This window comes from Caballeronia sp. LZ024 (assembly GCF_031451455.1).
In the GTDB taxonomy this organism is placed as follows: Bacteria; Pseudomonadota; Gammaproteobacteria; order Burkholderiales; family Burkholderiaceae; genus Caballeronia; species Caballeronia telluris.
In genome coordinates this window covers 2525749-2551577 of sequence record NZ_JARUXL010000001.1, presented here as the reverse complement: position 1 = coordinate 2551577, position 25829 = coordinate 2525749, and the positions used below count along the sequence as shown (strand labels likewise).

25 protein-coding genes are annotated in these 25829 nt (G+C 64.9%); 5 read left to right on the top strand and 20 right to left on the bottom strand.

From position 1 onward, the window contains the following. Positions 1-5: 5 nt before the first annotated feature. Genes galE through QCE48_RS11500 form a run of 4 tightly spaced genes read right to left on the bottom strand, consistent with a single transcriptional unit; the run spans position 6 to position 4309 of the window. The gene (galE, locus tag QCE48_RS11515) at positions 6-1040 is read right to left on the bottom strand and encodes a UDP-glucose 4-epimerase GalE (RefSeq protein WP_309787725.1); all 1035 of its coding nucleotides are present in this window, start codon (positions 1038-1040) and stop codon (positions 6-8) included. A gap of 22 nt (positions 1041-1062) precedes the next feature. Beyond that, a complete protein-coding gene (locus QCE48_RS11510) occupies positions 1063-2202 on the bottom strand; it encodes a glycosyltransferase family 4 protein (RefSeq protein ID WP_309787726.1) in 1140 nt (379 codons plus the stop codon). Continuing rightward, complete coding sequence (locus QCE48_RS11505; protein ID WP_309787727.1) at positions 2199-3005, bottom strand: glycosyltransferase; 807 nt, start codon at positions 3003-3005, stop codon at positions 2199-2201. Before QCE48_RS11505 ends, QCE48_RS11510 begins: the two co-directional genes overlap by 4 nt. Further along, the gene (locus QCE48_RS11500) at positions 3002-4309 is read right to left on the bottom strand and encodes an oligosaccharide flippase family protein (protein ID WP_309787728.1); all 1308 of its coding nucleotides are present in this window, start codon (positions 4307-4309) and stop codon (positions 3002-3004) included. Before QCE48_RS11500 ends, QCE48_RS11505 begins: the two co-directional genes overlap by 4 nt. A 428-nt stretch (positions 4310-4737) precedes the next feature. On the opposite strand from QCE48_RS11500, the gene QCE48_RS11495 reads away from it, so the two are divergent. The 4 genes from QCE48_RS11495 to waaA all read left to right on the top strand — a co-directional run bounded on the left by QCE48_RS11495 (position 4738) and on the right by waaA (position 9670). Beyond that, positions 4738-6144 carry a phosphomannomutase/phosphoglucomutase gene (locus tag QCE48_RS11495; protein WP_309787729.1) on the top strand — a complete coding sequence of 469 codons (1407 nt, stop codon included), beginning with the start codon at positions 4738-4740 and terminating at the stop codon, positions 6142-6144. Between the two features lie 142 nt (positions 6145-6286). Next, positions 6287-7282 carry a lipopolysaccharide heptosyltransferase I gene (gene waaC, locus QCE48_RS11490; protein ID WP_309787730.1) on the top strand — a complete coding sequence of 332 codons (996 nt, stop codon included), beginning with the start codon at positions 6287-6289 and terminating at the stop codon, positions 7280-7282. Positions 7283-7434: 152 nt separating this feature from the next. Next, positions 7435-8319 (top strand): Kdo hydroxylase family protein, encoded by an 885-nt coding sequence (locus QCE48_RS11485; RefSeq protein ID WP_309787731.1) that lies wholly within the window; start codon positions 7435-7437, stop codon positions 8317-8319. Between the two features lie 28 nt (positions 8320-8347). Beyond that, positions 8348-9670, top strand: a complete 1323-nt coding sequence (gene waaA, locus QCE48_RS11480; RefSeq protein ID WP_309787732.1) for a lipid IV(A) 3-deoxy-D-manno-octulosonic acid transferase — start codon at positions 8348-8350, stop codon at positions 9668-9670. 13 nt (positions 9671-9683) lie between these two features. On the opposite strand, the gene ureG is transcribed toward waaA, so the two are convergent. The 16 genes from ureG to urtA form a co-directional block, all read right to left on the bottom strand. Then, a complete protein-coding gene (gene ureG / locus QCE48_RS11475; protein ID WP_087632607.1) occupies positions 9684-10334 on the bottom strand; it encodes an urease accessory protein UreG in 651 nt (216 codons plus the stop codon). A 14-nt stretch (positions 10335-10348) separates the two neighbouring features. Further along, positions 10349-11029 (bottom strand): urease accessory protein UreF, encoded by a 681-nt coding sequence (locus tag QCE48_RS11470; RefSeq protein ID WP_309788343.1) that lies wholly within the window; start codon positions 11027-11029, stop codon positions 10349-10351. Beyond that, positions 11016-11621 carry an urease accessory protein UreE gene (ureE, locus tag QCE48_RS11465; protein ID WP_309787733.1) on the bottom strand — a complete coding sequence of 202 codons (606 nt, stop codon included), beginning with the start codon at positions 11619-11621 and terminating at the stop codon, positions 11016-11018. The genes QCE48_RS11470 and ureE overlap by 14 nt, the downstream gene beginning before the upstream one ends. A 2-nt stretch (positions 11622-11623) precedes the next feature. Beyond that, the gene (ureC, locus tag QCE48_RS11460) at positions 11624-13330 is read right to left on the bottom strand and encodes an urease subunit alpha (RefSeq protein WP_116567699.1); all 1707 of its coding nucleotides are present in this window, start codon (positions 13328-13330) and stop codon (positions 11624-11626) included. 22 nt (positions 13331-13352) lie between these two features. Further along, on the bottom strand, positions 13353-13658 hold the full coding sequence (locus QCE48_RS11455; protein ID WP_309787734.1) for an urease subunit beta: 306 nt from the start codon (positions 13656-13658) through the stop codon (positions 13353-13355). 19 nt (positions 13659-13677) lie between these two features. Then, entirely contained in the window at positions 13678-13980 is a 303-nt protein-coding gene (gene ureA / locus QCE48_RS11450) for an urease subunit gamma (RefSeq protein WP_087632612.1), read from the bottom strand. Between the two features lie 701 nt (positions 13981-14681). Next, entirely contained in the window at positions 14682-15401 is a 720-nt protein-coding gene (locus QCE48_RS11445) for an amino acid ABC transporter ATP-binding protein (RefSeq protein WP_309787735.1), read from the bottom strand. Further along, positions 15388-16038, bottom strand: a complete 651-nt coding sequence (locus tag QCE48_RS11440) for an amino acid ABC transporter permease (RefSeq protein ID WP_309787736.1) — start codon at positions 16036-16038, stop codon at positions 15388-15390. The genes QCE48_RS11445 and QCE48_RS11440 overlap by 14 nt, the downstream gene beginning before the upstream one ends. Next, a complete protein-coding gene (locus QCE48_RS11435; RefSeq protein WP_309787737.1) occupies positions 16035-16712 on the bottom strand; it encodes an amino acid ABC transporter permease in 678 nt (225 codons plus the stop codon). Before QCE48_RS11435 ends, QCE48_RS11440 begins: the two co-directional genes overlap by 4 nt. Positions 16713-16753: 41 nt before the next feature. After that, complete coding sequence (locus tag QCE48_RS11430) at positions 16754-17563, bottom strand: transporter substrate-binding domain-containing protein (protein ID WP_309787738.1); 810 nt, start codon at positions 17561-17563, stop codon at positions 16754-16756. Positions 17564-17748: 185 nt separating this feature from the next. Then, positions 17749-18612: an urease accessory protein UreD gene (locus QCE48_RS11425; RefSeq protein WP_309787739.1), complete on the bottom strand. Its 864-nt coding sequence runs from the start codon at positions 18610-18612 to the stop codon at positions 17749-17751. A gap of 68 nt (positions 18613-18680) precedes the next feature. Continuing rightward, the gene (urtE, locus tag QCE48_RS11420; RefSeq protein WP_309787740.1) at positions 18681-19373 is read right to left on the bottom strand and encodes an urea ABC transporter ATP-binding subunit UrtE; all 693 of its coding nucleotides are present in this window, start codon (positions 19371-19373) and stop codon (positions 18681-18683) included. Between the two features lie 194 nt (positions 19374-19567). Further along, a complete protein-coding gene (gene urtD / locus QCE48_RS11415; protein ID WP_404983349.1) occupies positions 19568-20395 on the bottom strand; it encodes an urea ABC transporter ATP-binding protein UrtD in 828 nt (275 codons plus the stop codon). Between the two features lie 35 nt (positions 20396-20430). After that, positions 20431-21627 (bottom strand): urea ABC transporter permease subunit UrtC, encoded by a 1197-nt coding sequence (urtC, locus tag QCE48_RS11410; protein ID WP_309787741.1) that lies wholly within the window; start codon positions 21625-21627, stop codon positions 20431-20433. A gap of 1 nt (position 21628) precedes the next feature. Then, positions 21629-23218, bottom strand: a complete 1590-nt coding sequence (gene urtB, locus QCE48_RS11405; protein ID WP_309787742.1) for an urea ABC transporter permease subunit UrtB — start codon at positions 23216-23218, stop codon at positions 21629-21631. 155 nt (positions 23219-23373) lie between these two features. Next, positions 23374-24675: an urea ABC transporter substrate-binding protein gene (urtA, locus tag QCE48_RS11400; protein ID WP_309787743.1), complete on the bottom strand. Its 1302-nt coding sequence runs from the start codon at positions 24673-24675 to the stop codon at positions 23374-23376. 872 nt (positions 24676-25547) lie between these two features. Between urtA and QCE48_RS11395 the strand changes: the two genes are divergently transcribed. Then, on the top strand, positions 25548-25829 hold a 282-nt coding region (locus QCE48_RS11395; RefSeq protein ID WP_309794188.1), incomplete at its 3' end, for a contractile injection system protein, VgrG/Pvc8 family.

Sequence of the window (25829 nt, the reverse complement as noted above, 5' to 3'; positions counted from 1 at the left end):
GCCCTTTAAGCGAACCCGTTGGGGTTCTGCGACTGCCAGCGCCAGTGGTCCGCGCACATGCGCGCGATGCCGTGTTGCGCGCGCCAGCCGATCAGCTTCTCGGCCGCGGAAGGGTCGGCGTAGCAGGCGCCGACATCGCCCGGGCGGCGCGCAACGAGCTCGAAAGGCACGGGCTTGCCCGACGCCGCTTCGAATGCCTTCACCACGTCGAGCACACTGTAGCCCTGGCCTGTGCCGAGATTCACGACGAAGCTGCGGTCGAGTGTCGTCAGCGCGTCGATGGCGGCGATGTGGCCGCGCGCGAGGTCGACGACGTGGATGTAATCGCGCACGCCGGTGCCGTCATGCGTATCGTAGTCGCTGCCGAAGATGCGCAGGCGTTCGAGCTTGCCCACCGCCACTTGCGCGACATACGGCATCAGGTTGTTCGGCACGCCGGCCGGGTCTTCGCCGATCAGCCCGCTCTCATGCGCGCCGACCGGGTTGAAATAGCGCAGCGTCGCGATGCGCCACGACGGATCGGACAGTTCGAGATCGCGCAGCACCTGCTCGGCGATCAGCTTCGACTGACCGTAGGGATTGGTCGCCGAAAGCGGAAACGATTCGTCGATGGGCACGCTCTGCGGCACGCCGTACACCGTCGCCGACGAGCTGAACACGAAGTTCTTCACGTTGCGCGAGCGCATCGTGTCGAGCACGACGAGCAGGCTGTCGAGATTGTTGCGGTAATACTCGATCGGCTTCGCCACCGACTCGCCCACCGACTTCAGCGCCGCGAAGTGGATCGCGCCGGTAATCGGGTGCGCGTCGAAAATCTTGCCGAGCGCGGCTTCGTCGCGCGCGTCGTTTTCGTAGAACGCAACCTGCTTGCCGGTGATCTGCTCGACCCGCGCGAGCGATTCGGCATTGCTGTTCACGAGGTTATCGACCACGACCACGCCATAGCCGCCGTTCAGCAGTTCGACACACGTATGCGAGCCGATGAAGCCCGCGCCGCCGGTGACGAGAATCGTGCCCTTGTTCTGTGCGTTGCCAGTCATCGAAGAATCTCCGGGATCTTGGTCAGAGTGAAATGCCGGTAATGGCGCGTATTGTGCCTTTATATCGCTCGACGACGGTTTTTTCGTCGAATTCCCGCGCGACCTTTTCGCGGCCCTTCGCAGCCATGTCCATGCGCTCGCGCGCGCCGAGCGTCAACATGCGTTCGAGCTGCTCCGCGAGACTGACGGCGTTTTTCGCTTCGCAGAGAAAGCCGGTCACGCCGTCCTCGACGACTTCGCGGCAGCCCGGCACGTCGGTCGCGACGATCGGGCGGCCCATCGCCGAGGCTTCCATCAGCGTGCGCGGCACGCCTTCGCGGTAGGAGGGCAGCACGACGCAATCCGCATTGGCGATGTGCGGGCGCACGTCGTGTGCTTCGCCGAGATAGTCGATCAGATCGTCGCGCTGCCACGCCTCGACGTCTGTGCGGCTGATCGCGCTCGGATTGTCGACGCCCACCGGCCCGAGCAGTTGAAAGCGCACGTGCGGGTAAGTCGCGCGCAGCCGCCGCGCGGCTTCGACGTATTCCGCGACGCCCTTGTCCCATAACAGGCGCCCGATCAGGATGAAGACGAACGCTTCGCGCTCTGGCAGCGGAGTGAACGCGTACTCGTCCAGATCGACGCCTTCGCCGTGCAGGAGCCGCGCGCGCTCCGGGTGCGCGAGCAGGTTCTGATCGAAGAAAGCAGTACGGTCGTCCTGATTCAGGAACCACACTTCGCGCGGAAAGCGAAACGCAAGGCGATAAAGACGCTTTGCGATCATCGCCGTGCGGCTCTTCTGGATGAACACGTAGCCCAGGCCGGTCGTCACCGCGATCGACGGCACGCGCGCGAGCCACGCCGCGATCGAGCCGTAGATATTCGGCTTGATCGTGTAGTGAAAGACCGCGTGCGGGCGCGTCGCGCGGTATTCGCGCCAGAGCGCGGCGAGCGTCTTCAGGTCGTCGCGCGGATCGGTGCCCTTGGAGGCCACCTTCAGTTCGACGAACCGGCAGCCCATCGCGACGAGCGGCTCGACCGTGCGGTCGCGCGGCGCGATCACCGTGACCTCGACGCCGCGTTCGGTCAGCGTGCGCAGGAGGCCTTGCCGGTAGGTGTAGATGGCCCACGCGGTGTTGCAGACGAGTGCGATGCGAAGGCGGCTGGCGGATGCTGTCATGGGGAAGGGGTTCGGGAAAGAGCGCGCGTCTTCAGGCGGCGCAGCGCACGATAAGGCAGCACGAGATGCGCGATATTCTTCGCCACGCCGATCCAGTCGGGCAGGTTGCCCGCGCGGAAGTAGCGCAGTTGCAGGCGCAGCGTCGACAGGATCTGCGTGCGCCGCTTCGTGGCGCTGATGCCGGTTTCGTTCAGCTCGTAGTAAAGGCCGAACTCCGGCAGGTTGGCGCAGTCGTGGCGCTGCATGAGTCGCAGGAACAGATCGAGGTCCTCGGCCGCGCGATACCGCGCGCGGTAGTTGCCCGCGTCAAGCACGGCGTCGACGCGCAGCATCATCGAGGGATGCGCGAAGCATGTGCGCATCAGCATCACGCGGCGGATCGCGGCGGGATCGGCGGGCGGCGTGAGGTCGAAAAGCGGCGCGCCTTCCGTGCTCACCACGTGCGCCCACATGCCGAGCGCGGCCACGCGCGGATGCGCTTCCAGATACGCGCGCTGCTTCGCAAGCCGCGCGGGCGTCGCGAGGTCGCCCGCGTCGATGCGCGCCGCATAGCGGATGCCGCGTTGCGCGAGTGCATCGATGCCCGCGGCCAGCGCGTGCTCGATGCCGCCGTTGGCGGCCAGGCGCAGCACGTCGATGTCGAGGCCCGGAATCGGCGGCGCGACGATCGGCGGCGTGCTGCCGTCGTCGACGATCAGCACGCGCACCGGCGCGTCCTCGCGAAACGAAGCGAGCGTCCGTTCGAGTTCGCTTTGGCCGTTGAACGCGGGAATCAGGATGGCGACGTCGTCGAGCGGGCTCATCGGCGCAGTCTGAAGCGGATGTAGTAGAGATTGACGCCCGCAGCCGCCAGATAACCGGCGGCGAGCCCGAAGAGCGCGCCGTGCGCGCCAAGACGCGGAATCGCGATCCAGTCGACGACGAATGCAACGCCAAGCGCAAGCAGCCACTTCGCAAGCAACACGAACTTGGCCTGGTACTTCAGCACGACGAGATTGCCGATCGCCTCGATCCCGGCCGGCACCGAAAGCCACACGGCCCAGCGGAAGATGTCGATGGCGGCCTCGAAGCCCGGCCCGAACACGCGCGTGATGATGAACGCCGCGAGCAGATCGAGCACGAGCGCGCCGCCGATCATCAGCGCGGCGGTCATCGCGGTGAGCCGCACGACGTTGCGCTTGACGCGCTCCACATCCTGTACGCGGTAGACGAATGCGGGCGCGATGGTCTGCGCGAGCATCAGCGCGAGCGTGATCCAGTTTTCGTTCAGCTGCTGCGCGGCCGAATAGCGCCCGAGGTCGGCGAATGACACGAAGCGTTCGAGCATCAGGCGGTCGAGCTTCAGGAACAGGTACATGCAGATGAGGCCGATCCAGAACACCGTGCCCGCGCTCGCGAACTGCCGGAACAGGCGCGGATCGAACCGCCAGCCGAGCGTGCCGCCGCGCCGGCGCATGTAATAGAGCACCAGCACGCCTGCGATCGCCGCCGCTTCGAGCGCCCACAGCCAGCCGAAGCTCGCGAAGCCCGCGCTCGCGCGCACGAGCGCATAGACGAGCAGCGCCTTGACGATCGCGGCGGCCATGCTCGTCACGAGCTGCGGCTTGCTGTAGGTGCGGCTCTGCAGCCACGCGTTGATTACGCCGACGAGCGGCTCGCGAAACAGCATCGTCACGGCGAGCCCGGCGAGCATCGCGCCGACGAGCGCATCGAGATGGCCGAACGCGATCCACGCCCAGGTGCCGGCGAGCGCGAGCGCCGACACGCCCATGCGCAGCACGAACGCGCTGCCGAGCACGCGGCCGAGCGTGTCGTCGCGTGGGTCGTCGCGTGTATCGTCGCGGTGTTTCGATGCATGCGTCCGCTCGACGATGGTCGGCACCAGAATTTCGGCGCCGCACACCCACGTGACGGGCGCGAGCACGAGCAGCAGCGTGTTCGCGTACTGCCACTTGCCGAACGCATCGGGGCCTAGATAGCGCGCGAGCAGGCCGCTGATCGCGATCGCGACGACGATCTGCGTCGCGCGTTCGAGCCCGAGCCAGACGATATTCGCGAGCGCCTTCGCGACATCGGGGTTGCCGATGCGGGAAAGCCGACTCAGCATGGGCGATGACCGGGCACGCGCCGTGCTCGCGTTGTCTGGTTACCCGCGTTCAGTGCGTTTCGCGCCATGCCTCGCGTGCAAGAATGTGCGCTGGCCCGCTCAGACGCCTCATTTCGTGCCAGTTTTGACGTGTTCAGGGCTAAAGAGCGTCCGGGCATTGGATTAGAATGTTTGCGCAGGAAATTGCATGCGAGTTGCGCGGAAAGCGCGGAAAGACTGCGATTATAAGTGTGAACGGGCACGCTCCCGGTAGCTGCGCCCGGGCGCGAAGCTGCAATGTGGTATCGGCTGAATTTATTTCGTCACTTTTTCGAAATTGCCCGCACGCGTGGTCCGCATGGCGCGTGCATGTCCGTCAGTCACGACCTGCACGCCCCGCTGGCTGCATCGCCGAGAATCCATCAATCAAATAGACAGGTAGCCATTCCATGAGCCAGTCACAGATTTCCCAATCCATCTTCAAGGCATACGACATCCGCGGCATTGTCGGCAAGACCGTCGATGCGGACGTCGCGCGCAATATCGGCCGCGCTTTCGGCAGCGAAATCCGCAAGCAGGGCGGCGACTCGGTCGTCGTCGCCCGCGACGGACGGCTGTCGGGACCGGAACTCGTCGGCGCGCTCGCCGACGGCCTGCGTCAGGCCGGCGTCGATGTCGTCGATGTCGGCATGGTTCCGACGCCGGTCGGATACTTCGCCGCGAGCGTCCCGCTGCCGCTGCCTTCGGGCGAACGGCGCGTCGATTCGTGCATCGTCGTGACGGGCAGCCACAATCCGCCCGACTACAACGGCTTCAAGATGGTGCTGCGCGGCGCGGCGATCTACGGCGAGCAGATCCAGGCGCTCTATCAGCGCATCGTCAACGAAGACTTCGAGACCGGCGAAGGCACCTTCACCGAGTTCGACGTCCAGCAGATCTACCTCGACCGCATCGTCTCCGACGTGAAGCCGGTGCGTCCGATGAAGATCGTCGTCGATGCGGGCAACGGCGTCGCGGGCGGCCTCGCGCCGCGTCTTTTCAAGGCGCTCGGCTGCGAACTCGTGGAGCTTTTCACGGATATCGACGGCAACTTCCCGAATCACCATCCGGACCCGGCGCATCCCGAGAACCTGCAGGACGTCATCAAGGCGCTCAAGGAAACCGACGCCGAAGTCGGCTTCGCATTCGACGGCGACGGCGACCGTCTCGGCGTCGTGACGAAGGACGGCCAGATCATCTATCCGGACCGCCAGCTGATGCTGTTTGCGCAGGAAGTGCTCTCGCGCAACAAGGGCGGCCAGATCATTTACGACGTGAAATGCACGCGCAATCTCGCGAAGTGGGTGCGCGAGCAGGGCGGCGAACCGGTGATGTGGAAGACCGGCCACTCGCTCGTGAAGGCGAAGCTGCGCGAAACGGGCGCGCCGCTCGCGGGCGAAATGAGCGGCCACGTGTTCTTCAAGGACCGCTGGTACGGCTTCGACGACGGGTTGTACACCGGCGCGCGGATGCTCGAAATCCTCTCGCGCGTGGCCGATCCGAGCAAGCTCCTGAACGACCTGCCGAACTCGCTCTCGACGCCCGAACTGCAACTGAAGCTGGAAGAGGGCGAGAACTTCGAGCTGATCGCGCGCCTGCAGAAATCCGCGAAATTCGAAGGCGCCGACGACGTGCTGACCATCGACGGCCTGCGCGTCGAGTATCCGGACGGCTTCGGACTCGCGCGTTCGTCGAACACGACGCCCGTCGTCGTGATGCGTTTCGAAGCCGACAGCGATGCGGCATTGAAGCGCATTCAGGAAGACTTCCGCCGCGTGATCCTCGCCGAGAAGCCGGACGCGAAGCTGCCGTTCTGAGCTTCACGCACCGCCAAACGGCGCGCTCCGTCGGGACCGCGCCGTTTTTTTTTATGCGTTCCGCGCGTGCGTGCGCGCTAAAATCGCCCATCTCATTTTGTCCACGCGCCGCTGTCGACTCGCGGCGCCCATCGTTCCCAGCGTGCAAAAGATCTTGATTGTCCGGGTGTCGTCGCTTGGCGACGTCGTCCACAACATGCCGGTGATCGCAGATATCCGGCGCCGCTATCCCGATGCGCAGATCGACTGGCTCGTCGAGGAAAGTTTCGCGAGCCTCGTCGAACTCGTCGACGGCGTGCGCCGCGCGATTCCGTTTTCGCTCAGGCGCTGGCGCAAGCGCTGGTTCTCGGCCGCGAACTGGCGCGAGATTGGCACGTTCCGGCGCGAACTCGAAGCCGAAAAGTACGACCTCGTGATCGATTGCCAGGGCCTCATCAAGACGGCGTGGGTGGCGAGCTGGGCGCGCGGGCCGCTCGTCGGTCTCGCAAACCGCACGGAGGGCGCGGGCTTCGAATGGCCGGTGCGCTTCTTCTACGACCGCCGCGTGCCGATCGAGCCGCGCACGCACGTGGTCGAACGCACGCGTCAGCTCGTCGCGGTCGCGCTCGGCCTGCCGCGCCCCGAACCCACCGACGACATCGACTTCGGCCTCGACACGCGGCGCGCCGCGCTCGCGCTGTCGCAAGCCGGGCTGAACCTGCCGGTGCCGTATGTCGTCTTCGTGCACGCCACGTCGCGCGCCGACAAAGAATGGCCCGATGCCGCGTGGATCGAACTCGGGCAGGCGCTCGTGCGGCGCGGCGCGTCGATCGTGCTGCCGTGGGGCAGCGACGCCGAGCGCGCGACGAGCGAGAAGCTCGCGAAGGAATTCGGCGCGGCCGCGATCGTGCCGCCGAAGCTCTCGCTGCCGGCGGTGGTCGGCTTGATCGAGGGCGCGGCCGCGACGGTCGGCGTCGACACCGGCCTCGTGCACATCGCCGCCGCGCTGAAGCGGCCGACCGTCGAGTTGTACAATTTCTCGACCGGCTGGCGCACGGGCGGCTACTGGTCGCCGCGCGTCGTGAATCTCGGCAGCGCGAACCATCATCCGACGCTCGCCGAGGTCAAGGCGGCGCTCGCGGGCTTCGGGCTGCTCTGAGCCACTCAAGCGTGGCGTCGACGGGAGGATTGCGCGCCGTCAATCGCGCCATCTTTCCGGCGCGGCCCGGGCGACCGGAGCGTCCCGCGCCGGGGCACAATCGCGGCACGGCGGCGGATACCCCGCCGCGCCCATCGGAATATCGAAGGCACATGACCGAATCTCAAATCATCGAAGTCGCGTCGGGCGACTGGCAGGGCCGGGACCTATCGGTGCCGCGCGAGACGCTTCTCGCGGGCGTCGAGCGTGGCAAGGTGCTGTACTTCCCGAATCTGCGCTTTGCGATCGAAGGCGGCGAGGCCGCGCTGCTCGACCCGAAGATCGCCGACCCGAAACGCAAGAACATCAGCCTGGTGCCCAATGGCGGCGCGCTTGCCGGCGTGCTCGGCGACGCCGTCATGCAGTCGGCGGTACGCGCGCTCGTCGGGCGCTATCAGGCGAATGCGCGCTCGCTCGTCGACGGGCTCTTTCCGGAGTACCGCGGCAAGCTGCGCGTCGCGCCGACGAGCCTCAGGCTGCACCAGGTGGAAACGCGCGAGACGTCCTGGCGCAAGGACGACAGCCGCCTGCACGTCGACGCGTTTCCGTCGCGCCCGAACTACGGCGAACGCATCCTGCGCGTCTTCACGAACGTGAATCCGCACGGCGCGCCGCGCGTGTGGCGCGTGGGCGAACCGTTCGAGGACATGGCAAAGCGCTTCCTGCCGACCATCAAGGCGCAGATGCCGGGCGCCGCGTGGCTCATGAACCTGCTGCACATCACGAAGTCGCCACGCAGCGAATACGATCATCTGATGCTGCATCTGCATGACGCGATGAAGGCCGATCTCGACTATCAGAAGGCGTCGCCGCAACAGGAAATGCCGTTTCCGCCGGGCTGCGTATGGGTCTGCTTCTCCGATCAGACCTCGCACGCCGTGATGTCCGGCCAGTACATGATGGAGCAGACGTTCTTCCTGCCCGTCGACGCGATGGCGCAGCCGGAGTGCGCGCCGCTCGGCATTCTCCAGCGCCTGAAGGGCAGGGCGCTCGTTTGAGCGCCGCACGCGACGCGCGGATGCGCGCATGCTGAGGCTCGTCTATCGCGCGCTGTGGTGGATCGTCGCGCCGCTCGCGGTCTTGCGGCTCCTGATCCGTTCGCGCAAGGAGCGCGGCTATCGCGAGCATATCGCCGAGCGCTTCGGCCGAGGCCCGGGCCGTCGCGCCGACGATCTCGCGCCGCTCATCTGGGTGCACGCGGTGTCGGTGGGCGAGACGCGCGCGGCGCAACCGCTCATCGAAGCGTTGTTGAAAGCGCATCCCGAAGCCCGCATCCTGCTCACGCACATGACGCCGAGCGGCCGCGCGACGGGCGAATCGCTTTTCGGCGATCGCGTGCTGCGCGGCTACCTTCCCTACGACGTCCCGCGCTTCGTGCGGCGCTTCCTGCGCGCGTGGCGGCCCACGCTCGGCATCGTGATGGAGACCGAGGTGTGGCCGACCCTCATCGACGAATGCAAGCGCGCCGACATGCCGCTCGTCCTGACGAATGCGCGGATGTCGGAGCGTTCGTACCGTCGCGCGGCGAAGTTCGGCCGCGCGACGCGCGAAGTGTTCGGCGGCTTCGCGCGCGTGCTGGCGCAGAGTCCGTCCGATGCGGAGCGGCTCACGGCGCTCGGCGCGCGCAATGTCGCGGTGCTCGGCAATCTCAAGTTCGACATGAGCGCGCCGCCCGAACTCGAGGCGCGCGGCCATGCGTGGCGCGCGGCGATCGGCGATCGGCCGGTGTGGGTCGCGGCGAGCACGCGCGAGGGCGAGGAGGCGCTGGTTCTGCAGGCCTTCGCCGCGCTCGATGTGCCGAACGCGCTGCTGATTCTCGTGCCGCGCCATCCGCAACGTTTCGATGAAGTCGCTGCAATGGCGGCGGGCGCCGGTTTGTCGTGCGTGCGGCGTTCGGAGTGGGCGCCGAAGGCGGTCGCGGCGGCGTCGGGGGCGGCGGCCGCGCGGCCGTTGCCGCCAAGCGTGCAGGTGCTGCTCGGCGACTCGATGGGCGAACTGGGCGCGTATTACGCGGCGGCCGATCTCGCGTTCATCGGCGGGAGCCTGTTGCCGCTCGGCGGCCAGAATTTGATCGAAGCGTGCGCCGCGGGCGTGCCGGTGCTGATCGGGCCGCATACGTTCAACTTCACGCAGGCGACCAACGATGCAATCGCGGCGGGCGCGGCATTGCGCGTCGACGATCCACCGGGGCTCGCGCGCGGCTTGCACGAGCTGTTCAACGACAAGCCGCGCCGGCTCGCGATGAGCGCGGCGGCGTCGGCGTTCGCCGCGCGGCATCGCGGGGCGACGGCGCGCTCGGTGAGTGTGCTTGGGGCGTTGCTCGAAGGACAGGAACTGGCGGCGAAGTGAAGCCGCTCGCGCCCTATACCGCCAGCAACCCCTTCTTCTCGATGAACGCGACCACGTCGGCCAGTCCATCCAGCGCCTTCAGATTGCACATCACAAAGGGTCGCTCACCGCGCATCTTCTTCGCGTCCGATGCCATCACGTCCAGATTCGCGCCCACATGCGGCGCAAGATCGGTCTTGTTGATCACGAGCAGGTCCGATTTCGTGATGCCCGGTCCGCCCTTGCGCGGAATCTTCTCGCCGCCCGCGACGTCGATCACGTAGATCGTCAGGTCCGACAACTCCGGACTGAACGTGGCCGCCAGATTGTCGCCGCCCGATTCGATGAACACGATGTCCGCATCGGGGAAGCGCGCGATCATCTGATCGACGGCTTCGAGGTTGATCGAAGCGTCTTCGCGGATCGCCGTATGCGGACAGCCACCCGTCTCCACGCCCATGATGCGCTCGGCGGGCAACGCGCCCGCGACCGTCAGCAGGCGCTGGTCTTCCTTCGTATAGATGTCGTTGGTGATCGCGACGAGGTCGTACTTCTCGCGCATCGCCTTGCACAGCATTTCGAGCAGCGTGGTCTTGCCGGAGCCGACCGGACCGCCCACGCCGACGCGCAACGGCGGCAGTTTCTTGGTTCGGCGGGCAGCGGCGGAATAAGCGGGTGCGTTCATGTTGGATCGGTTGATTAGGAGCGAAAGAGCCGCGAGTACTGCGACTCGTGCCGTGCCGACAGGATGCCGAGCTGCGGCGCAAAAGTGTTGATCTGTTCCGACGTCGTGGCGAGCGACTGCGCGACCGCGCGATCGATCGGCTCGCGCAACGCGACGATGATCCGCTGTCCCGCGATCTGTCCGAGCGGCACCGACTTCAAGGCGGCCGCCGCCTGGTTCTCGACCCAGCTGAACGCGTAGGCGGCGAGCGCTGCTTCGGGCGAGACGTCGTGAGCGCAGGCGGCGAACGCGAAGGCGGTCGGCAGCGCGACGGGCTTGAGCGTATCGAGCGTCGCGCGGCGGTCTTCGTCGCCCCATTCGAGCGAGGCGCACAACTGCGCGAGCGACCAGCCCATTTGCTGCGTCTCGCGCCGCAGTTCCGCCGATTCGCGGCTCGCGAGGAACTCCTCGTCGGCGATGGAAAGCGCGGCGCGATCGTGCATGCGCCAGCGTTCGATCTGATGCGCGAGAAACGGCAACTCCCCGCGCGCGAGGACATGCGCGAGGCCGCTCGCGATCCAGTCGCGGGCGCTGTCGCCATCGTGGATCAGGTCGTGTTCGATCGCCGCTTCGAGTCCCTGCGAATAACTGAACGCCCCAATAGGCAGTGCCGGCGACGCCAGATGCAGCAGCGCGGTGAGTTCAGCGATGCGCATGACCGTGATGACCGTGGTCGTGTCCGCACGTCGAGTGATCGTGGTCGTGCGAATGTTCGTGATCATGCGGGTGCGCATGGCCGTGATGCTCGTCGAAGACCTTTTGCGCGAGCGCGTAGTCTTCGCCGAACGTTTCGTCGTGACCGTGCTTGTGGCCGCCACCATACGCGCCGGTCTCCGGCTGGAACGGCGCTAAAGCATGCTCGACCTGCGCGCCGAGGCGTCGCAGCATCGCTTCGAGCACCGGATCGGCTTCGAGCTTCAGATAGTCCGCGCCGACTTCGAGCGGCGTGTGGCGATTGCCCAGATGGTAGGCCGCGCGCGTGAGCGTGAGCGTGTCCGGCGCGCGCACGACGAGCACGTCCTCTGCCGCCGCGATCACGCGAACGAGCGCGCCATCGTCCGCGACGAGCAGGTCGCCGTCGGCGAGCACGGTGCCGCGCGGCATCAGGAGCGCCACGTCCTCGCCGCTGTCGAGCGTGGCGGCGAGGCGGCTCTTGCAGCGCGCATCGAAGGCAAGGGTGAGGGTCGCCGCGCGCTTGACGAGCACGGGCGCGAGTTTCGCGGTAAGACGTTTATCGATGGTGCGCATGGTCAGAAGAGGAAATAGCGCTGGGCCATCGGCAGGACCGTGGCCGGATCGCAGGTCAGCAACTGGCCGTTCGCGACCACCTGATACGTTTCCGGGTCCACGGTGACCGAGGGTTGCCAGGCATTGTGGATCATGTCGGCCTTGCTGATGTTGCGGCAGTTCTTCACCGGCACGACGAGCTTGTTGAGTCCGTAGCGATCCGCGATGCGCGCATCGGCCGCCATCTGCGAGACGAACGTGAGCGAGGTCTTGCCGAGCGCGCCGCCGCGCGTTGCGAACATCTCGCGGTAGTGCACCGGCTGCGGCGTCGGAATGGAGGCGTTCGGGTCGCCCATCTGCGCGACGGCGATCATGCCGCCCTTGACGATCATCGCGGGCTTCACGCCGAAGAACGCCGGCTCCCAGAACACGAGATCGGCCCACTTGCCCGGCTCGATCGAACCGACTTCATGCGCGATGCCGTGTGTGATCGCCGGGTTGATCGTGTACTTCGCCACGTAACGCTTCGCGCGGAAGTTGTCGTTGCGCGCGTTGTCTTCGGGCAGCGCGCCGCGCTGCACCTTCATCTTGTGCGCGGTCTGCCAGGTGCGGATCACCACCTCGCCGACACGGCCCATCGCCTGCGAATCGGACGAGAGCATCGAAAGCGCGCCGAGGTCGTGCAGGATGTCTTCGGCCGCGATCGTCTCGCGGCGGATGCGCGACTCGGCGAACGCGATGTCTTCCGCGATCGACGGATCGAGGTGATGGCAGACCATCAGCATGTCGAGGTGTTCGTCGAGCGTGTTGATGGTGTAGGGGCGCGTGGGATTGGTCGAGGAGGGCAGCACGTTCGACTCGCCGCAGACCTTGATGATGTCCGGTGCGTGGCCGCCGCCCGCGCCTTCCGTGTGATACGTGTGGATGGTGCGGCCCTTGAACGCGGCAACCGTCGTCTCGACGAAGCCCGCTTCATTCAGCGTATCCGTGTGAATGGCGACCTGCGTGTCGGTGTCGTCGGCGACGGAAAGACAGTTGTCGATCGCGGCCGGCGTCGTGCCCCAGTCCTCGTGCAGCTTGAGGCCGATCGCGCCCGCCTTGATCTGCTCGGTGAGCGGCTCGGGCAGGCTTGCGTTGCCCTTGCCGAGAAAGCCGAGGTTGACCGGCCAGCCATCGGCGGCCTGCAGCATGCGCTCGATGTGCCACGGACCCGGCGTGCAGGTGGTCGCGTTGGTGCCCGTCGCGGGACCGGTGCCGCCGCCGAGCATCGTCGTGACGCCGCTCGCGAGCGCTTCGTCGATCTGCTGCGGGCTGATGAAGTGGATGTGCGAATCGATGCCGCCTGCGGTCACGATCATCCCTTCGCCCGCGATCACTTCGGTGGCAGCGCCGATGGCGATGGTCACGCCCGGCTGGATGTCGGGATTGCCTGCCTTGCCGATTGCGAAGATGCGTCCGCCCTTGATGCCGATGTCGGCTTTCACGATGCCCCAGTGATCGAGGATCAGCGCGTTGGTGACGACCGTATCGACGACGTCGTTGGCGACGCGCTGCGACTGGCCCATGCCGTCGCGGATCACTTTGCCGCCGCCGAACTTCACTTCTTCGCCGTAGGTCGTGAAGTCGCGTTCGACTTCGATGAGGAGATCGGTATCGGCGAGGCGGACACGGTCGCCGGTGGTCGGGCCGAACATTTCCGCGTAGGCGCGGCGGCCGATGCGTAGCGTCATTTCATGTCATCCGGAAAGAGAGTCAGAGCGGGCCCATCACGAGGCCGTTGAAGCCATAGACGGCGCGATCTCCCGCGAGCGCGACGAGTTCGACGGTGCGTTCCTGTCCTGGCTCGAAGCGCACCGCGGTGCCGGCGGCGATGTTCAGGCGAAAGCCGCGCGTTCTTTCTCGCTCGAACGTGAGCGCCGTGTTGACTTCATAGAAGTGGTAGTGCGAGCCGACTTGCACGGGCCGGTCGCCGGTATTCGACACGACGACCGACACGGTTTCGCGGCCCGCGTTGAGTTCGTGTTCGCCGTCGTCGATCAGATATTCGCCGGGGATCATGGCTTGCCTCTTCGTCGATTCAGGGAATCGGATGGTGGACGGTGACGAGCTTCGTGCCGTCGGGGAACGTGGCTTCGATCTGGATGTCGGGGATCATTTCGGGCACGCCTTCCATGACATCGTCGCGCGTGAGGAGCGTCGTGCCGTAGTGCATCACCTCGGCGACGGTCTTGCCGTCGCGGGCCGCTTCCATCAGCGCGGCTGAGATGAACGCTATCGCTTCAGGATAGTTCAGCTTCAGGCCGCGGGCGCGGCGGCGTTCGGCCAGGAGCGCTGCTGTGAAGATCAGCAGTTTGTCCTTTTCTCTTGGAGTCAGTTTCATTTGGCGCTAGGCGGACTGGGTTAGGGAGCGGGAAACACCGTCGGATGGTTGGGCGCTTCTGTGGAACTTGCTTTCGCGTCGGTCTATTAGCTCTGCCCCTGTCCGGGGCGGGACTTACTTTCTTTGGCTAGCGCAAAGAAAGTAAGCAAAGAAAGCAGCTTTTTCAGGCAGCAGTCACAGCACGTCAACGCACTAGAATTACAGAGTGGACATACCGCCTAAGTGTCGCGCTCAAACATCCACGCGGCATGGCGCGCAGTACCACTGACACCTCTCGAACTTCAACAACGTGGTATGCGCTCCGTTCAGCTCCGTCCACGCTTCGCTCGGACGACGGGCACAACAAAACCAGCGGCTTTCAATCTCCACCGCGAAGCTCAGCACGCGATCCGATTTACCCCTCGTTAGCGGAGCGGCAACGGATGAATGACTGCTGTGCCAATCTGTTTGCTGTGCGATGACACAGTGGTTAGTCGCACCAAGTCCCTTGGTCCTTTGCGGGCGACACTTAGGCGGTATGTCCACTTAGTACTTAAACTGAGTTGCCGTTTCGAGACTGTTGCCTAGAAAAGCTGCTTTCTTTGCTTACTTTCTTTGCGCTAGCCAAAGAAAGTAAGTCCCGCCCCGGACAGGGGCAGAGCTAATCGACCGATGCGAAAGCAAGTTCCACGAAGACAGCCATACTACGTACAAAAACTACCTCATTGAATGAACTTGCGCAACTCGACGCTGGAAGGCCGCTCGAAGATATCCTCCGGCGTGCCGCTTTCCCACACGCGCCCCTGGTGCATGAAGACCACCTTGTTGCTCACGCGCCGGGCAAAGCGCATTTCATGCGTGACCATGATGAGCGTCATTCCGTCGCGGGCAAGACCTTCGACGACGGCAAGCACCTCGCCCACGAGTTCGGGATCGAGCGCCGACGTGATTTCGTCGCAGAGCAGGACGGTAGGCTTCATCGCGAGCGCCCGCGCAATGGCGACACGCTGCTGCTGTCCGCCCGACAACTGCTCCGGGTACGAATCGAACTTGTCGGCGAGACCGACGCGCTCCATCACCTGCTCGGCCGTCGCGCGCGCCTTCGCCTTGTGGAGCTTCTTGACGACCGTCTGCGCGAGCATCACGTTCTGGCCCGCCGTCAGATGCGGAAAGAGGTTGTACTGCTGGAACACCATGCCGACTTTCAGGCGCAGCGCGCGCAGATCGGCATGGCGCGCATCCATGTGCTCGCCGTCGATTTCAATCGAACCTTCGTCGATGCTCTCCAGGCCGTTCAACGTGCGCAACAGCGTGCTCTTACCCGAGCCGCTGCGCCCGATGATCGCGACGACCTGCCCGGGTTCGACCGAAAAATCGATTCCTTTGAGCACCTGATTCGCGCCGAATTGCTTCTTCAGATTGCGGGTTTCAACGAGCGGCATTCCATTTCCTTTCCAACGTGCGCGCGTAACGAGTAAGCGGATAACAAAGCACGAAATAGATCACGGCGACGAGGCCATACACGATGAACGGCCTGAACGTCGCGTTGGAAATCATTGTGCCCGCCTTAGTGAGTTCAGTGAAGCCGATGATCGAGACGAGCGCCGTGTCCTTCACGGCCTGCACGCCGAAGCCGACCGTCGGCCCGATCGCGATCCGTGCGGCCTGCGGCAGGATCACGTGACGAAGCTGCTCGAAGTAGCTCATCGCAAGGCTCGACGACGCCTCCCATTGCCCCTTTGGCACCGCTTCGACGCAACCGCGCCAGATCTCCGCGAGATACGCGCTCGTGAAGAGCGTGAGCCCGACCGTCGCGGCGATCCACGGCGAAACTTCCACGCCGAGCAGCGGCAGCCCGAAAAACACGAGGAACAGTTGCATCAGGAGCGGCGTGCCCTGAAAGACTTCGATATACGCCTTCACGATCGTGCGCAGCAGGCGCGACTTCGACACGCGCATCACAAGCAGCGCGAAGCCGACGACGCCGCCCGCGACAAACGAGACGATCGACAGCACGACGGTCCAGCGCGCGGCGAGCAGCAGGTTCGTTAAGATCTGTTCGAACGAAAACTCGATCATCGCGCGCCTCGCAGATTGCGCGAGAAAAGGCGCTTGCCCGCGGAGTTGAGCAGCCAGCGCAGCACGATCGCCATCACGAGATACGCGGCCGTGATCAGGAAGTACGTCTCGAACGCGCGGAAGTTGCGCGACTGGATGTAGCTCGCCGCATACGTCAGGTCGGGCACCGAGATCTGCGAGACGACCGCCGAACCGAGCATCGTGATGACGATCTGGCTCGACAGCGCAGGAAATACCTTCGCCAGCGCCTGCGGCAGGATCACGTGCCAGAACGTCTGGCCGCGCGTCATCGCAAGCGATGCCGCCGCTTCGTGATGCCCCTTCGGCACCGCGGCAATTCCCGCGCGGATGATCTCGACCGAATACGCGCCGAGGTTCAGCGTCATCGCGAGAATGGCCGCCGTGTATTCGCCGAGATGCACCCCGAGCGCGGGCAAGCCGAAGAACACAAAGAAGAGCTGCACGATGAACGGTGTGTTGCGGATCGCTTCGACATAGCCTCGCACGAGGGAGCGCAGCCACGCATGCCGGCTGTCGCTCGCCGCCGCGCCCGCCACGCCGACACCGATGCCGAGCGCGGTCGACACCGCGGTGAGCGCGAGCGTCGTCGCGGCGCCGCTCGCGAACATGCCGAGATATTCCCCGAGGTCGGCGAACTGGAGTTCATAGGCCATTAAAAGCGCTGCCTTTATCGAGTTGCACGCACATCACGCATTCACAGGCTCGCCGGCAGCGGCTGGCCGAACCATTTCTTCGACATCGCTTCTAGCGTGCCGTCCTTCTTCGACTGATCGATGGCGGCGTCGACCTTCGCGAGCAGGCGCGGCTCGTTCTTGTTCAAGCCGACGAAGCACGGCGAGTTCTTGATGACGAACTTCGCTTCAGGACGGCGCGGCGGATTCTTCGCGAGGATCGCAGCGGCGACGATGTTGCCCGCCGCGATCAGTTGCACCTGGCCCGAGAGGAACGCGGAGATGGTCGCGTTGTTGTCCTCGAAGCGCTTGATGGTCGCGTTCGGCGCCATCTGCGTGAGCGCAATCTCTTCGAGCGCGCCGCGCGTCGCGCCGACCGTCTTGCCGGTCAGGTCGGCGGGGCTGCTCACCTTGATGTCGGCGGGACCGAACACGCCCTGGAAGTACGGCGCATAGGCAGTCGAAAAGTCGAGCACCTTCTCGCGCTCGGGCGTCTTGCCGAGCGACGAAATCACGAGGTCCACCTTGTTCGTCGTGAGATACGGAATGCGGTTCGCGCTATTGACCGGCACGAGTTCGAGCTTCACGCCCATCGACTTCGCGAGCAGCGCGGCCATGTCGATGTCGTAGCCTTGCGGCTTCATGTCGGCGCCGACAGCACCAAAGGGCGGATAGTCTTCCGGCACCGCGACGCGCAGCGTGCCGCTTTTCGCGATCGTGTCGAGCGCGTCGGCGTGGGCGGTGATCGGCGACAGGGCGAACAAGGGCACGGCGACGGAAGCGGCAAGGGCCGCGAGCGCCGCGCGACGCGCACGAAAAAGCGTGTGGTTCATCGATGATCCTGTTGTGTGTGATGCGCGTCTTTCATCGGGCGCGCTCTGGAGCCGGATCACTTAAGCGAGAGTCGTGCCATCGCGCCGATACGCCGGCGGTGCGGGCGCTCGCGCATTTGCCAACGCTATCACGCACAAATTCGGGGCGCAATAAAGCGCCACGCTGGTGCGCTAGCGAGACGGGATCAGGTGGTCCACAGACGCAGCGGTTTTGCGACGATGCCGTGAACCACGGGTCGCAAACGCGTCCAGCAATCGGTGAGCGTGCGTTGCAGCGGCTCCATCGAGCAACTCACGGCGCGCACGATCAGCACGCCGGGCGCCACGCACGAGGCGCCGGCGCGCAGGCTGTCGTTGAAAGGGAGATGGTCCACGAGCGATTCGGCGAGCGCGTCGTTGCATGGGGCGCCGATGGCCCACATCGTGCCGTAGCACGCGAAATCCGCGAGGCCTTGCGGGATGCCGCGCAGCGGATCGCCCGCGTCGATGCGCGCGCGCTCGAACCAGCGCAGCTGTCCGCGGTGGCTGCGGATGCTCGACACGGCGCGGATCTGGCCCGCCGACCATCGCTCGCCTGCGGCCTGTCGTCCGAGCTGCATCGCATCCCAGCCGATGGCGCTCGCTTCGTCGTCGATCGTCAGCGCGAAGTCGAGTTCCACGTTCGACGAGTCGAACACGATGTTGTTCTGCGGCAGCCAGTCGAGCTTCGCGCCGGCGCCCACGCGAATCGCGATGCGCTGTGTCGCGAGCTTGCCGTTCGACTTGTACCACTTGGTGGCGCCGGGTGTCGTGACGACGGCGTGGGTGTGTTCGGCGAGGTCGATATCGATGGCGAGGCGGTCGCCGCCCGCGACGCCGCCCGGCGGATGCACGACGACCGCGTGACACGTCGCGTCGCCTTCCGGATAGAGCGGGCGCTGCAGGCGCAGCGGCCCTTCATGCCGGCGATGCGTGAGCACCGTGCGTGCGTGCTGACGGGTAAAGCCGAGTTCGAGGCGGCCGTGCCATTCGTCGGCATGCAGGAGTGCGGCGTGGGGTGCGTGGTGCATGAACGGGAGCGTGGCCGGGGAGCCGCCATGGTACGGCGGCGCGCTGACGGAAGCAATGAGGAGGCGTTTCAGACCGCGATCAGTTCCCGCACGCCGTGCTCGTCCATCTCCGAGCCCGCCCCGCCCGCGACGATTTCTCCGCGGCTCATGACCCAGTAGCGGTCGGCGAGTTCGCGCGCAAAGTCGTAATACTGCTCGACGAGCAGCACCGTCATGCCCATTTCGTCGACGAGCTGGCGCAGCGTGCGCCCGATGTCCTGGATGATCGACGGCTGGATGCCTTCGGTGGGTTCGTCGAGGATGAGCAGTTGAGGGTCGCTCATCAGCGCGCGGCCGATGGCGAGCTGCTGTTGCTGACCGCCGGAGAGGTCGCCGCCGCGGCGATTCTTCATGTCGCGCAGGACGGGGAAGAGTTCGTAGATGCGGTCCGGCACTTTCGACGGCGCCTTGCGGCTCGCCGCGCCGACGAAGAGGTTTTCTTCTACCGTGAGGCGCCCGAAGATGTCGCGGCCCTGGGGCACGTAGGCGAGGCCGGTTGCGACGCGCTTGTAGGTGGGCATCGACGAGATCTTCGTGCCGCGCCAGGAGATGGTGCCGTTTCGGGTCGGCAGGACGCCCATCAGGCAGCGCAGGAGCGTGGTCTTGCCGACGCCGTTGCGGCCGAGCAGCACGGTCAGCTTGCCGTCGGGGACGGTCATCTTCACATCGCGCAGGATGTGGCTGCCGCCGTAGTACTGGTTCAACGAGTCGACTTCTAGCATTTGCACGCGTCCTTTCTTGACTGTGTCGTGGCAGTCACACCGTTTGATGGTCTGATGGTCTGATGGTTCTGTGCTTCTGTGGAACTTGCTTTCGCGTCGGTCTATTAGCTCTGCCCCTGTCCGGGGCAGAGCTAATAGACCACTAAGAAAACAAGTTCCACAGAAGAAGCAGACGCATCGGAAAAAGCCAAGCGTCAGCGCCCCAAGTACGATTCAATAACCGTCTCATTGCGCTTGACATCGTCGAGCGTGCCCTCGGCGAGCACGGACCCCTCGGCCATTACCGTGACCTTCCCGGCAGCCCCTGACAGCGCCGCAACAAACTCCATATCATGCTCGACGACCATCATCGAACACGTACCGCGCAGCTTGTTGAGCAAATCGGCGAGTTCCATCGTCTCGTGATCGGTCATGCCGGCCGCCGGCTCGTCGAGCAGCAGCAACGCCGGCTGCTGCATGAGCAACATGCCGATCTCGAGCCGCTGCTTCTGCCCGTGCGACAGCTCGCCCGCAAGCCGCGTCGCCTCGTGCTGAAGACGGATCAGTTCAAGCGTCTCCTCGATGCGCGCCTGCGCCGTGCGGTCGAGCCGCGCGCGCAACGACGCAAACCAGCGCTTGTCCGTCTTCATCGCAAGCTCGAGGTTCTCCCACACCGGATGATTTTCGAACACCGTCGGCTTCTGAAACTTGCGGCCGATGCCCGTGCGCGCGATCACCGGCTCCGACATGCGCGTCAAGTCGAGCGTCTGGCCGAGAAACACCTTGCCGCCGTCCGGACGCGTCTTGCCCGTGATGACGTCCATCATTGTCGTCTTGCCCGCGCCGTTCGGGCCGATCACGCAACGCAATTCGCCGACGTCGATCGATAGCGTCAGCTTGTTCAGCGCGCGAAAACCGTCGAAGGAAACGGTCACGTCCTCCAGGTACAAAATCGTGCCGTGCGACACGTCGATCTCGCCCGGCGCCAGCACGTGGCCGAGGCCGGTGATGCCGTTGATGTTGCGTTCGCTCGTTTCCGGCAGCGGCGGCAAGTCGACGATCAAAGCGTTGTGAGCGGTCAAGGCGCATGCCCTCCGGTTTTGTTCCTGCGCAGCGCCGCGTCGATGAGGCCCATGATTCCGTTCGGCAAGAGGAGCGGCACGAGCGTGAAGATGAGGCCCAGGAAAAAGAGCCAGTATTCGGGGAAATTCGCCGTGAAGAAGCTCTTCGCGCCATTCACCGCGAAGGCGCCGACGATCGGACCGATCAGCGTGCCGCGCCCGCCGACGGCGACCCAGATCGCCATCTCGATCGAGTTGCCCGGCGACATCTCGCTCGGGTTGATGATGCCGACCTGCGGCACGTAGAGCGCGCCCGCAATCCCGCACAGCACCGCCGACACCGTCCAGATGAAGAGCTTGTACGCGAGCGGACTGTAGCCGAGGAACATGAGGCGCGCTTCGCCGTCGCGCACGCCCGTGACGACACGCCCGAGCTTCGACGTGACGATCCCGCGCGCCGCGAGAAATGCGAGCACGAGCACGGCGAACGTGATCAGGAAGAGGGCCGTGCGCGTGCCCGGATGCGTGATCGGAAACCCGGCGATGCGCTTGAAGTCGGTGAAGCCGTTGTTGCCGCCGAAACCCGTCTCGTTGCGATAGAAGAACAGCATCGCGGCGAAGGTCATCGCCTGCGTGATGATCGACAGGTACACGCCTTTCACGCGCGAGCGGAACGTGAAGAAGCCGAACACCCACGCCAGAATGCCGGGCACCAGCACGACGAGCGCAAGCGCATACCAGAGATGCTCGGTGCCTTCCCAGTACCACGGCAGCTTGTGCCAGTCGAGGAACACCATGAAGTCGGGCAAATCGCTTTGATACGTGCCCTCGCGGCCGATCGAGCGCATCAGGTACATGCCCATCGCATAGCCGCCGAGCGCGAAGAAGAGCGCATGGCCGAGGCTGAGAATCCCGCAGTAGCCCCACACGAGATCGAGCGCGAGCGCGCCGATCGCGTAGCACATAAGCTTGCCGATGAGCGTCATCGCGTAGGCGGAGAGATGGAACGTGCTCGTCTCCGGCAATACGAGCGCGGCGACCGGCACGCAGATGCCCATCGCGACGATGAGCGCGACGAGCGCAAGCCAGCCGCTGCGCGGCAGGAGCGCGGCGCGCGGCGGCAGGCCGAGCGCGAAGCCTTCGCGACGCGCGCGGTCGTCGGGTTGCGGAGCGACGTCGAGGTTCGCGCCGACGTCGGGTGAAGAAGCGGTCATCTCAAGCCTCCGCGCTGCGGCCCTTCAGGGCGAACATGCCCTGCGGACGCTTCTGGATGAACAACACGATGAGCACCAGTACCGCGATCTTCGCGAGCACCGCGCCCCAGAACGGCTCGATCGTCTTGCTGATGAGCCCGAGGCCGAAGCCGCCGATCACCGTCCCCGCGAGCTGCCCGACACCGCCCAGCACCACCGCCATGAACGAATCGATGATGTAGCTCTGGCCGAGATCGGGACCGACATTGCCGATCTGCGAGAGCGCGCAGCCGCCGAGTCCGGCGATGCCCGCGCCGAACGCGAACGCATACGAATCGACGCGCGCGGTCTTCACGCCGACACACGCCGCCATGCGGCGGTTCTGCGTGACCGCGCGCACGAAGAGGCCGAGGCGCGTCTTGGTGAGCACGCCCCAGGCGATCAGCACGACGACGAGCGAGAAGCCGAGGATCGTCAGGCGGTTGTACGGCAAGATCAGGTTCTGCATCACGTTGACGCCGCCGCTCATCCACGAGGGGTTCGTCACCTGCACGTTTTGTGCGCCGAAGATCATGCGCGTCGCCTGAATGAGGATCAGGCTGATGCCGAAGGTCGTCAGCAGCGTTTCGAGCGGGCGGCCGTAGAGATGCTTGATGACGAGCCGCTCGATCACGATGCCCACCGCCGCCGCTGCCACGAAGGACACCGGCACGGCAAGGAGCGGATACCAGTTGAACGCGGCGGGCGCGTAATGCTGCACGAGGTTCTGCACGACATAAGTGGCATACGCGCCGATCATCAGGAACTCGCCGTGCGCCATGTTGATGACGCCGATCAGGCCGTAGGTGATCGCAAGGCCGAGCGCCGCGAGCAGGAGCACGCTGCCGAGCGAGAGTCCGGCGAAGAGCGTGCCCGCGATCTGGCCGCGCCGCTGAATCGAATCGAGGTCTTCGATGCCCGCCTGCGCTGCCGCGCGCACGCGTTCGTCGGATTCGTTGTAGCTGCCGTCCGCCTTCTTTGCGACGATCGGGCGCAGCAGTTCGTTCATGTCGAGGTCGTGGCGCGCGGCGACCAGTTGTACGGCTTCAAGCCGCTTCGCCGCGTCGGGATCGTGCAGGGCGGTCATCGCCCACAGGGTGTCGAGGCGCTTCTTCAGGTCGGCGTCGGTTTCGGCGGCGCGCGCCTTGTCGATCAGCGGCTTGGCCGACGGATCGGGATTCTTCAGCAGCGCGGCAACGGCTTCGCGGCGCTTCGTGACATCGGTCGATGCCAGCTGCAGCGCCGACAGCGCGCCCGCGACTTTCGCGCGCAACAGGTTGTTCAGCGTGATCGCCTGCGCATCGGGTGCGTCGACGATCTTGCCCGTCAGCGGGTCCTTGTTGCCGTCGTCGCTCTGCACGAGCACCTGGCCCTTGTCGGTGGCGACGAGCGAACCGTCCGCGAGCGCCGAGAGCACGACGACCGACGTCGCGTCGGCGTTCGCGGCGAGCTTGTCGATGGCGGCGGATTTGGCGTCGAAGTCATCGGCGCCGAGCGGGGCGAGATCGTCGGCGGTGAGGGCGGCGAAGGCGGCGAAGGCGGCGAAGGCGGCGAGCGGGGCGCAGGCAATCATCACTGCGCAGATTGCGCGTCGGACTAGCCGCGCGAAGGTGTGGCTGGGCAAACCGGTCATTATGGCCTTTCAGATCGAGCGGGGTCGTGCGTGAAGACGTCCCGCCCGTTGCGACGGATCGCGACAGGGCGGGACGGTACGACGCTTAAGGCGCTTTACGCCACGCGCGAGCGGCGCAGGAACGCCGGGATCGACGTGACGATATCCGGCTTGCCCTGGTTGCCGGCGATATACGGGCTCCACGGCTGCGCGCGGACCGCGGTCTTCGTTTTCCAGACGACGTTGAACTGACCGTCGCCGCGAATCTCGCCGATCATCACGGGCTTGTGCAGATGATGGTTGCCGTCCATCGTCAGCGTGAAGCCGGAAGGCGCCGCCATCGTCTGTCCGATCATCGCGATGCGCACCTTGTCCACGTCCGTGCTCTTCGCCTTCTCGACGGCCTGCTTCCACATGTGGATGCCGACGAAGGTCGCTTCCATCGGATCGTTGGTCACGCGCTTCGTGCCGCCCGGCAGGTTCTGCGACTTGACCCACTCGGCCCATTGCGTTTCGAACTTCTTGTTGTTCGGGTTCTTCACCGACATGAAGTAGTTCCATGCCGCGAGATGCCCGACGAGCGGCTTCGTGTCGATGCCGCGCAGTTCTTCCTCGCCGACCGAGAATGCGACGACGGGGACGTCGGTCGCCTTCAGGCCCTGGTTGCCGAGTTCCTTGTAGAACGGCACGTTCGAGTCGCCGTTGATCGTCGAGATGACCGTCGTCTTTCCGCCCTGCGAGAAGGTCTTGATGTTCGCGACGATGGTCTGATAGTCGCTATGTCCGAACGGTGTGTAGACCTCCTGAATATCTTCATCCTTGACTCCCTTCGAGTGGAGGAAGGCGCGCAGGATCTTGTTGGTCGTGCGCGGGTACACGTAGTCGGTGCCGAGCAGGAAGTAGCGCTTGGCGCTGCCGCCTTCGGGTCCCATCAGATACTCGACGGCGGGAATCGCCTGCTGGTTGGGCGCGGCGCCCGTGTAGAACACGTTGCGCGACATCTCTTCGCCTTCGTACTGGACGGGGTAGAAGAGGAGGCCATTGAGTTCCTCGAAGACGGGCAGAACCGACTTGCGCGAGACCGAGGTCCAGCAGCCGAACACGACGGCGACCTTGTCCTGCGTGAGGAGCTGGCGGGCCTTCTCGGCGAAGAGCGGCCAGTTCGACGCCGGGTCCACGACGACCGGCTGGAGTTGCCGGCCCATCACGCCGCCGTTCTTGTTGATGTCCGCGATGGTCATGAGCGCGGTGTCTTTCAGCGACGTCTCGGAGATCGCCATCGTGCCTGACAGGGAATGCAGAATGCCGACCTTGATCGGACCGGTATCGGCGGCTTGCGCCTTGGAGATCGGCAACTGGCCCGCGAGGGCGAGCGCGCCGGACATCGAGCCGAATTTCAGGAGACTGCGTCGTTTCATGTGTTTCCCCTTGCCGATATGTTGTGGTGAGTCGTCGTGGACAGGCGTTGTTCGGGCTGGCGGTTCGCGCCTTGGCGGACAAGCAGCGCATTTGTTACTGCAAGGGGTATGCCAATCTGCAATAGATGCTGGATTGGCGCGGGTTTGCGCGGCGTTTGGGCGGCCAGGCCGAAGGCGGACGAGCGCGACTTTGGGCGTGTTTTGGTGCATCGCGCGGCGAGCGTGCCTCGTGGCGGTGCGTGCTGGAGGAGGCGAAGTCACCTTCGCGGGGCGGGGTGTCGATACCGTCTGGGGTGGATGCCGTATGAAAAGCTTGCACTGGCCGCATCCCGTCTCGGCGACAGCGCAGGGAGCAGATCGAAAAGCTGATGACGCTTGCGGTTTCCATACGCCAGCGTCCTGCCATAACCACAGAGGATCGGTATGCGCAGAGAAACTGCTGCAAATGCCGGTGTCGATATGAGGAAAACTACAAACGCATGCACGGATGCAACGAGGAACTGTTCCGGGTTCTCGCGATGGGTGCAAAGCGTATCGCCCAAAGTCGTCTCAACGCGCCCATGCGGAGAGCCTGCTGGCCGAGGACGCAGCGCGCGGCACGTCGGAAAGTGAATGGCGTGCGTCAGCTCTTTGTTAATTTTCGTCAAATTATGTTTATCTCAATTTGTTTAAGTTGACCTAACGAAAAATAAGTGATCAGTTAGCAGGTTTGGCAGCTAACGCTGCGTCGCTGGTCTTTCAAGGAGCAGGGAGTGGCAGAGTTTGATCCATTACGGCAGGGCGTCACGGGACGACAAGCGTATTTTCTCGCCATACCCGGAACGGACAGTGCGGCAACTTTGTCGATCGTGTCGTTCACGGCGACCGAAAAGATGGGCGACCCGAATGTCGTCCATATCGAACTGACTCACCCGCAGCAGCTATCGCGCGCCGACTATCTGAACCGTGATGCCGTTTTCAGCATCGAGGCCGACGATGGCACCGTGCGGCGCTTTTCCGGTTTCATCGCGCGCTTTTCAACGGTGCAGACCACGAAAGATTTCGTCAAATTCGAGATCGAGCTGAGGTCGCATCTGGCACGGCTGAAGGCCGTCACGCGCAACAGGATTTTTCAGCACGGCTCGACGCCGGACATTCTGAAAGCAATCCTGCAA

Excerpts from the sequence above, each read along its gene's own strand:
- galE (WP_309787725.1), bottom strand. The coding sequence starts at position 1,040 with ATGACTGGCAACGCACAGAACAAGGGCACGATTCTCGTCACCGGCGGC.
- QCE48_RS11510 (WP_309787726.1), bottom strand. The coding sequence starts at position 2,202 with ATGACAGCATCCGCCAGCCGCCTTCGCATCGCACTCGTCTGCAACACC.
- QCE48_RS11505 (WP_309787727.1), bottom strand. The coding sequence starts at position 3,005 with ATGAGCCCGCTCGACGACGTCGCCATCCTGATTCCCGCGTTCAACGGC.
- QCE48_RS11500 (WP_309787728.1), bottom strand. The coding sequence starts at position 4,309 with ATGCTGAGTCGGCTTTCCCGCATCGGCAACCCCGATGTCGCGAAGGCG.
- QCE48_RS11495 (WP_309787729.1), top strand. The coding sequence starts at position 4,738 with ATGAGCCAGTCACAGATTTCCCAATCCATCTTCAAGGCATACGACATC.
- QCE48_RS11485 (WP_309787731.1), top strand. The coding sequence starts at position 7,435 with ATGACCGAATCTCAAATCATCGAAGTCGCGTCGGGCGACTGGCAGGGC.
- waaA (WP_309787732.1), top strand. The coding sequence starts at position 8,348 with ATGCTGAGGCTCGTCTATCGCGCGCTGTGGTGGATCGTCGCGCCGCTC.
- ureG (WP_087632607.1), bottom strand. The coding sequence starts at position 10,334 with ATGAACGCACCCGCTTATTCCGCCGCTGCCCGCCGAACCAAGAAACTG.
- QCE48_RS11470 (WP_309788343.1), bottom strand. The coding sequence starts at position 11,029 with ATGCGCATCGCTGAACTCACCGCGCTGCTGCATCTGGCGTCGCCGGCA.
- ureE (WP_309787733.1), bottom strand. The coding sequence starts at position 11,621 with ATGCGCACCATCGATAAACGTCTTACCGCGAAACTCGCGCCCGTGCTC.
- ureC (WP_116567699.1), bottom strand. The coding sequence starts at position 13,330 with ATGACGCTACGCATCGGCCGCCGCGCCTACGCGGAAATGTTCGGCCCG.
- QCE48_RS11455 (WP_309787734.1), bottom strand. The coding sequence starts at position 13,658 with ATGATCCCCGGCGAATATCTGATCGACGACGGCGAACACGAACTCAAC.
- ureA (WP_087632612.1), bottom strand. The coding sequence starts at position 13,980 with ATGAAACTGACTCCAAGAGAAAAGGACAAACTGCTGATCTTCACAGCA.
- QCE48_RS11445 (WP_309787735.1), bottom strand. The coding sequence starts at position 15,401 with ATGCCGCTCGTTGAAACCCGCAATCTGAAGAAGCAATTCGGCGCGAAT.
- QCE48_RS11440 (WP_309787736.1), bottom strand. The coding sequence starts at position 16,038 with ATGATCGAGTTTTCGTTCGAACAGATCTTAACGAACCTGCTGCTCGCC.
- QCE48_RS11435 (WP_309787737.1), bottom strand. The coding sequence starts at position 16,712 with ATGGCCTATGAACTCCAGTTCGCCGACCTCGGGGAATATCTCGGCATG.
- QCE48_RS11430 (WP_309787738.1), bottom strand. The coding sequence starts at position 17,563 with ATGAACCACACGCTTTTTCGTGCGCGTCGCGCGGCGCTCGCGGCCCTT.
- QCE48_RS11425 (WP_309787739.1), bottom strand. The coding sequence starts at position 18,612 with ATGCACCACGCACCCCACGCCGCACTCCTGCATGCCGACGAATGGCAC.
- urtE (WP_309787740.1), bottom strand. The coding sequence starts at position 19,373 with ATGCTAGAAGTCGACTCGTTGAACCAGTACTACGGCGGCAGCCACATC.
- urtC (WP_309787741.1), bottom strand. The coding sequence starts at position 21,627 with ATGACCGCTTCTTCACCCGACGTCGGCGCGAACCTCGACGTCGCTCCG.
- urtB (WP_309787742.1), bottom strand. The coding sequence starts at position 23,218 with ATGATTGCCTGCGCCCCGCTCGCCGCCTTCGCCGCCTTCGCCGCCTTC.
- urtA (WP_309787743.1), bottom strand. The coding sequence starts at position 24,675 with ATGAAACGACGCAGTCTCCTGAAATTCGGCTCGATGTCCGGCGCGCTC.